The following is a 6,410-nucleotide window of genomic DNA, read 5'->3' on the forward strand; positions in this document are numbered from 1 at the left end:
CGCGTATCTGATGTATGGCTTTCCTACTCAGACAGCCCAGGAAACCATTGATTCTTTAGAGATGGTTCGACAGATGTTTGAAGCAGGAGTTCTGCAATCTGCGTTCTGGCACCAATTTGCCATGACTGTTCATAGTCCAGTGGGTATGTATCCGGAGCAGTTTAACGTGTCCCGCGCAACTTCAGCTACGGGGACTTTTGCAAATAATGATATTGTTCATTACGATGCCAGCGGGGCCGATCATGAGGTGTTCAGTTACGGGCTAAAAAAGTCCTTATTCAATTATATGCATGGGATTTGTTTCGAAAACCCTTTGCAATCATGGTTTGAACATAAGATCCCGCGCACCAAAGTGGATCCGGCCTTTATAGAAACTGCAATTAATACCGAAGACAGCTTTTTGGTTAAACCTGATGCAAAGCTTGTATGGCTCGGATCAAAGCCTGTTGTAACTACGTTTACAAAGACAAAAAGAGGCAAGCAGTGGGAAATGACCGAATTCAAATTTTACGATAAGAGATCGGAGTTTAGCATTCAGATCGATAAATCCTACTCGGATTGGCTTATTAGCTTCCTGTATAACATTAGTACTGAAAATGCAGATCGACTAACCTTTCAAAAAGTTAGAGAAGACTTCGAAAAAATAACAGGAGAGGACTTTGAGCCATTTTGGTATGGGAAAGCTGTCAATGCTCTTAGACAGTCGGGTTTATTAGTACTGTAATCACAAAAAAAGGAGACTATCCTTTATAGAAAGCCTCCTTTTAGCTTTATTCTCATTGACTGATACAACGCGGGTGGAATTACTCTAATCAACTCCCCCTTTACGGGTTGGAGACCTCTGTGCCGGCCATTCAGTTGGCCTGCCGGTCTTTGAACTTACAGGCAGTATACTTCTTTCACGAGATGTTTTTGCCGGGTCTTCACTAGCCATATAAACTAAAATCGCTGTAAGAATCGCATTACTCTGTACATCGTCAAATACTATCTTATCATAAGTATCGCGGTTGGTGTGCCACGTGTAATTGCCATATGACCAGCCCAAAGAGCTTAACGAAAACGCAGGTACTCCCGCCGCAACAAATGAAGCGTAATCGGAACCCCCGCCGCCTGGAGAACCAGGGAAGCTTGTCTCAATCTGTGATTTGATTTCGGCAGGAACGGGATTCAACCAGCGGCCCAGATAATCATAAGCGTTTAGGAACCCTTGTCCCGAAAGACTGACGACTCTGCCAGTTCCATTGTCCTGGTTAAAGAGAGCCTGGATGTTGCTTACTATATCCTTATGATCTTCAACAAATGCCCTTGAACCATTCAAGCCTTGTTCTTCACTTCCCCAGTGACCAACAAGAATTGTTCTTTTAGGATTAGGATAAACTTTCTTAACGATTCTCATTGCTTCAAGCATGGTTATTGTCCCCGTGGCATTATCGGTTGCTCCGGTACCGCCATCCCATGAATCGAAATGAGCTGATAGCATTACATATTCCTCGGGTTTTTCAGTTCCACGAATCTCCGCGATGGTATTAAATGTTGGGACCATTCCCAGTTCTTTTGAATCGGCCCTTACACTAATCTTAGGGTTGATGCCCGATTCTGTCAGGCGGTATAATAAACCATAATCTTCCAATGAAAGATCAATAGTTGGAATCTTTGTTGTATTAGCACTGAATATTTTATTGACGCCAAAACCAGCAGACCAGTTCGATGCCACTATGCCAGCTGCCCCAGCTTTCTCGAGCGCCAGTGCGAGATTCTTGGATGTTAAGCCAGTTTTAGTGATTCGAGATCTCCATGAAGTTGTTTCTGCAGTGCGCTCGACCTTCATCTTTTCAAAAGACTCCTTCGTAGCAAATTCCTGCCAGTTGTAGTCAGGACGACCAGTAGGTTGGTTCATTGAAATCATTACAAACTTCCCTTTAACAGCAGGAAGCCAATTTTGGAAGGCTATGGAATCTGATGCATTTCCCAAAATGATGGTCTCAGCAGTAATAGATTTCCCATTTGTTGACGGGCTCCAGGCCAGCTGCATCCCTTCCAACGACTTTACTCGCGGATAAACCATGTCGATGTGAGAAGCTCCTCTTTCCCATCCGCGCCATTCACCCCATTTCTCATTCTTTGCGCTTATGCCCCAGCTTTGATATTTAGCCACTGCCCAATCATGAGCCTGTTTCATTTGTGGAGTCCCTACCAGCCTCGGCCCGATGCCGTCAGTTAATTCGTGAGCAAGTTTTTTTAATTGGGAGTTTTGAGTTGCCTCCTTTATTATGCTTTCAACTATTGGGTCTTTGGCTTGTGAGAATGATAGCGTAGCCGAAAATAATAGCGAAACGGATAGCAATCCTATCGATTGTTTCATGGAACAATAGTTAGAGTTTATAATGGTTGACCCAAACTTACATAATAATCTGGCTTTGCAAATTCAGTTAACTGACATGTTACTTAATACAATCGACCCTCGTGAGGAACTTAAAGACTCTACGACGAAAATGAAATTGCCGGGTGTGAATAAATCTTCTTAAATTTCTCGGACTATATACACTTATAACATGGACGCCGTTTTTCCCCGAGCCCGTAAATATTCATTTCTGCTGATTCTAATATTAATAAATGAATCCTTTGTGTATTCTCAGTCGGTTTTCTCTGGAAAAGAAGCCCTGTTTACAACTCCGCGGCAATATGTTGCAAAATTCACAAATGCAGCTCCACTTATAGACGGGAAAATTGATGATCCTGCATGGCAAAATGCTGTATGGACCGAAGATTTTAAGGATATAGAGGGCGATAGTAAACCCATACCAACATGGAATACCAGAGCAAAGATGACCTGGACTGCTGAAGGTTTGTACATCGCTGCGGAGCTTCTAGACCCACATGTCTGGGCATATTTAAAAAATCATGATGACATTGTTTTTTATGATAATGACTTCGAGGTTTTTATTGATCCGGATAATGATACACACCGTTATTACGAGATCGAAGTAAATGCGGCAAACACAATTTTTGATCTATTCATGCCTAAGCCCTACCGTAATAATAGCGGGGCAATGTTTGCATATAATACCCCTGGTATGAAGACGGCGGTGAGTATACAAGGAACGCTTAACAACCCCAGCGATACAGACAAGGGCTGGACTGTCGAGATGTTTATCCCGTTCATGGCCGTAACTATGGGCAACGTTGCAAAAGTTCCCAGTGATGGTGAATTATGGCGAATGGGCTTCTCAAGAGTGGCATGGGATGTGGAAGTGAAAGACGGTAAATACGTTAAACTAAAAGGTGCAAATGGCCGAAACCTCCCGGAACATAATTGGGTTTGGTCGCCGCAGGGATTGATCAATATGCATTATCCTGAGCGGTGGGGTTATTTATACTTCAGCAAGGCTGACACAGGGAAGCCTCAGGCACAATACACGATCCCCTATAGCGAGATTCAGAAAAAACATTTATGGCTGGTTTATTACAGGCAAAAGGAGTATTTCCAGAAGAACAGGCTCTACGCGAAAGAACTGAAAGATCTTGGGATTGCTGAAACAGAATTTAAGGTGGATGGGAAAGACAATAAATTACGGATGGAAGCCACCAGTCGTCAGTTTATGGTTTATATCAGCGGCGATGAGATTACGTATAGCGTGAATGATGAGGGACTGGTTCAAGTCAGCAAAGCGAGGTAACCAGCAACTGGCAACCGGATCAATGATCATTCAAAGGCAATCCCCTTTTCTGAAACTCTTTCCAATTTAGATATTCATCCCCTTTTCTCTGTTCAACCATCGTGATGCAATTGTCAACTGGACAAATAAGAGAGCATAGATTGCAGCCCACACATTCGGGTTCTTTTATAGAATAAGTGTTATAGGGTGTTCCGTATGATAGATTAATAGCCTGATGAGCCGTGTCCTCGCAGGCAATGTAACAGAGTCCGCAATGGATGCACTTATCCTGATTGATGTGAGCAACAATATGATAGTTAATATCCAGCTCTTCCCAATTAGTCATCACGGGAAGAGACTTACCGATAAAGTCTGTTGCATCCTCAAAGCCTTTCTCATCCATCCAGTTACTCAATCCCTCACAAAGGTCTTCGATAATGCGGAACCCATGCGTCATTACCGCAGTGCAGACCTGGACATTTGTAGCTCCTAAAAGCATAAACTCAACCGCATCTTTCCATGTGCTAACGCCCCCAATCCCTGAAACAGGAACATTCCTCGTCGTTTCATTCTGACCCAGAGTAGTTAAAAATTTTAAAGCGATGGGCTTTACTGCCGGTCCGCAATATCCTCCGAAAACAGATTTTCCTGCAACATTTGGATTTGGAACAAGCGTATCGAGATCTATGCCGGTAACAGATTGTATGGTATTGATAAGAGATAGTGCATTTGTTCCGGCTTCAACAACTGCTTTTCCGGTCGGAACCACCGAATGTACATTTGGAGTAAGTTTTGTGATTACCGGAATTGTTGCGCATTCCATCACCCATTCCACTACCGTCCGGGCAATTTCAGGATCCTGGCCTACGGCTGCGCCCATTCCTCTTTCTGTCATTCCGTGAGGGCAACCGAAATTAAGCTCTAATCCGTGTGCACCGGTGTCCTCGACTTTTTTTATTAGCTCATGCCAGCTTTCGCGGGAATTGTCGGCCATCAATGAAACGATCATCGCACGATCGGGGAAAAGCCTCAACACTTCTCTAATCTCGTCCAGATTTATTTGCAGCGGGCGATCGGAGATAAGCTCTATGTTGTTAAAACCCATAATTTTTCCGCCATGAAAATTAACAGCAGAATAGCGGGATGATACATTCTTAACCTGGGAACCTAATGTTTTCCATACAACGCCACCCCATCCTGCTTCCAGAGCCCGGAGTACATTTATTTTTTTATCGGTAGGCGGAGCGCTCGCCAGCCAAAATGGGTTTGGGGACTTAATGCCCAGAAAGTTTGATGATAGATCTGCCATTTTCTGAGTTAAAGCTTTAGTGGATTTATGACAAGAGGTTCCGTTGGAAGAGGTATTATTTTGAGATAGTTAAGGATACCCGCAGCTGCATCTTTACCGGCCTGAACGGCGTCAACTACTTCTTTGCCTCCATTCACGCAATCACCGCCTGCAAAAATAGAAGCAATGGATGTTTCCTGCTGATCATCAACTAAAAGTCTGCCGTTCTTATTTATGAATTCATTTTCATCAACAAGCTTGTCAAAAGGCAATTGCCCGGTAGCTTTGATGACCATATCGACTTCCAATTGAATCGTTTGGCCTGTCGGTTCAGGCAATTTCCGTTCGCCAGGTGCGGCATGATTTAAAGCCATTACATCACAGATAAGGCTCGTTACTTTTCCATCGAAACCAGTGATCTCCTTGGGTGATGCCAGCCAGATGATCTTACAGCCATCCAGTTTAGCAATATTAAGCTCTTTTTCTGTGCAGGGCATTTCCTCCTGCGTGCGACGATATATTAAGGTTACTTCTTCAGCACCGAGCCGCTTTGCTTGTGTAGCTGCATCAATTGCGGTCATACCCATCCCAATGACAGCTACTTTATTGCCAACCGGTATTTTGTCGAAGGGCTTGGTGCGAATATCGTAAATGAAATTTATCGCATCAGCAACGCCTTCGAAATCTTCTCCAGGAATTCCGAGCCTGCGTGTTAAGCCTACTCCAATTCCGATGAATGTGGCATCGAATTTTTCTTCCAGATCATGGAGATGCACATCTTCTCCAAGCGCTCGGCCGTATTCGATTTCTATTCCTCCAAGCGAAAGAATATAATCCACTTCATCCTGGCAAAATTCAGGAGTAACTTTATACGCAGCGATACCATAAGTCATAAGCCCGCCGCCGCGTTGTTCTTTTTCAAAAATCGTTACATCGATACCTTCACGGGAGAGAACGTGCGCACAAGATAAGCCCGCCGGGCCCGCACCAACTATCGCGACTTTCTTTCCTGTCGATGGTTTCCGGGTAAATAAGGGCCATTTTTCCTTTATAGCTTTCTCTGTTGAATATCTCTGGAGCCGCGCGATTTGAATTGGCTCCTCTTCGAGAAGGTTATATACACAGGCACCCTCACATAACTTTTCAACCGGGCAAACCTTTGAGCACCCGCCACCCATAATATTCGACGAAAAAATGGTGTGCGCAGAGCCCTTTATATTTTCTGTAGAGATCTGTTTAATAAATTTGGGTACGTCGATACTTGTAGGACAAGATTTCATACAAGGCGCATCATAACAGAATATACAGCGGTTAGCCTCAACAGCTGCCGCGGTATAATTTTCAAAGGGTGGGTGGATATCCTTGAAATTGGATTCATACCCTTCCTGAGAAAGCCTGTTATCTGATATAGCCATATATTAAAGCTCGGTTAACTTACCATAGGTTTCAGGGCGCCTGTCGCGGAA

4 protein-coding genes and 1 pseudogene are annotated in these 6,410 nt (G+C 43.9%); 2 read left to right on the forward strand and 3 right to left on the reverse strand.

What is annotated here, in order from left to right; translation table 11 throughout:
- Window positions 1–724 (forward strand): annotated as a pseudogene (locus WKF69_RS18005) (radical SAM protein); the annotation flags it as partial.
- 84 nt (window positions 725–808) lie between these two features.
- On the opposite strand, the gene WKF69_RS18010 reads toward WKF69_RS18005, so the two are convergent.
- Window positions 809–2,362, reverse strand: coding sequence for a M20/M25/M40 family metallo-hydrolase (locus WKF69_RS18010; RefSeq protein ID WP_340383690.1), 1,554 nt, complete (start codon window positions 2,360–2,362; stop codon window positions 809–811).
- 190 nt (window positions 2,363–2,552) lie between these two features.
- Here WKF69_RS18010 and WKF69_RS18015 point away from each other — a divergent pair, with 190 nt between their 5' ends.
- Window positions 2,553–3,677 (forward strand): carbohydrate-binding family 9-like protein, encoded by a 1,125-nt coding sequence (locus tag WKF69_RS18015; RefSeq protein WP_340383692.1) that lies wholly within the window; start codon window positions 2,553–2,555, stop codon window positions 3,675–3,677.
- Window positions 3,678–3,696: 19 nt separating this feature from the next.
- On the opposite strand, the gene preA is transcribed toward WKF69_RS18015, so the two are convergent.
- A complete protein-coding gene (gene preA / locus WKF69_RS18020; protein WP_340383694.1) occupies window positions 3,697–4,965 on the reverse strand; it encodes an NAD-dependent dihydropyrimidine dehydrogenase subunit PreA in 1,269 nt (422 codons plus the stop codon).
- An 8-nt stretch (window positions 4,966–4,973) separates the two neighbouring features.
- Window positions 4,974–6,359, reverse strand: coding sequence for an NAD(P)-dependent oxidoreductase (locus WKF69_RS18025; RefSeq protein ID WP_340383696.1), 1,386 nt, complete (start codon window positions 6,357–6,359; stop codon window positions 4,974–4,976).
- Window positions 6,360–6,410: the final 51 nt, after the last annotated feature.

Origin of the sequence: Daejeonella sp. (assembly GCF_037719425.1) — a bacterium.
Classification (GTDB): Bacteria; Bacteroidota; Bacteroidia; order Sphingobacteriales; family Sphingobacteriaceae; genus Daejeonella.

Excerpts from the sequence above, each read along its gene's own strand:
- WKF69_RS18010 (WP_340383690.1), bottom strand. The coding sequence starts at position 2,362 with ATGAAACAATCGATAGGATTGCTATCCGTTTCGCTATTATTTTCGGCT.
- WKF69_RS18015 (WP_340383692.1), top strand. The coding sequence starts at position 2,553 with ATGGACGCCGTTTTTCCCCGAGCCCGTAAATATTCATTTCTGCTGATT.
- preA (WP_340383694.1), bottom strand. The coding sequence starts at position 4,965 with ATGGCAGATCTATCATCAAACTTTCTGGGCATTAAGTCCCCAAACCCA.
- WKF69_RS18025 (WP_340383696.1), bottom strand. The coding sequence starts at position 6,359 with ATGGCTATATCAGATAACAGGCTTTCTCAGGAAGGGTATGAATCCAAT.